Origin of the sequence: Acinetobacter lwoffii (genome assembly GCF_024129595.1) — a bacterium.
GTDB lineage: Bacteria > Pseudomonadota > Gammaproteobacteria > Pseudomonadales > Moraxellaceae > Acinetobacter > Acinetobacter lwoffii_O.
Map to the genome: position 1 here is coordinate 1 of NZ_JAMXXS010000110.1, position 382 is coordinate 382.

The 382-nt window shown below is 33.8% G+C and carries 1 pseudogene; it reads right to left on the reverse strand.

Annotated elements, in window-relative coordinates:
• Window positions 1–16: 16 nt before the first annotated feature.
• A pseudogene (locus NI466_RS15855) lies at window positions 17–382 on the reverse strand (IS5-like element ISAba31 family transposase); the annotation flags it as partial.

Consider the following 382-nt stretch of genomic DNA (forward strand, 5'->3'; position numbering starts at 1 on the left):
TAGGGTCTGTTGACATTTACTGTTCATAATTAACCCTATAAAGGTAGCCATAAAAATATACAGGCTAAAGCAACAGAACTTTGATAATTTCTTTTGAGCTTGTCATATCGAGTAGCTATTCCTCTAAATTGCTTTAATCTACAAAACATATTTTCAACTAAATGCCTGATTTTATATAAACACCAGTCCATATGGTCATTGTTCGATTGGCTATTTGTTTTCTTTGGTATATTCGCTTTAGTCCCTGTTTTCCTGATCTGTTCACGCAGTGGTTCTGAATCATAGCCTTTATCTGCACATACCACTTTTGTCTCTTTTAAATCTAATGTTGATATTAAATCAGGTGCAACTTTAACATCATGTGTGGTTCCATCGGTAATCA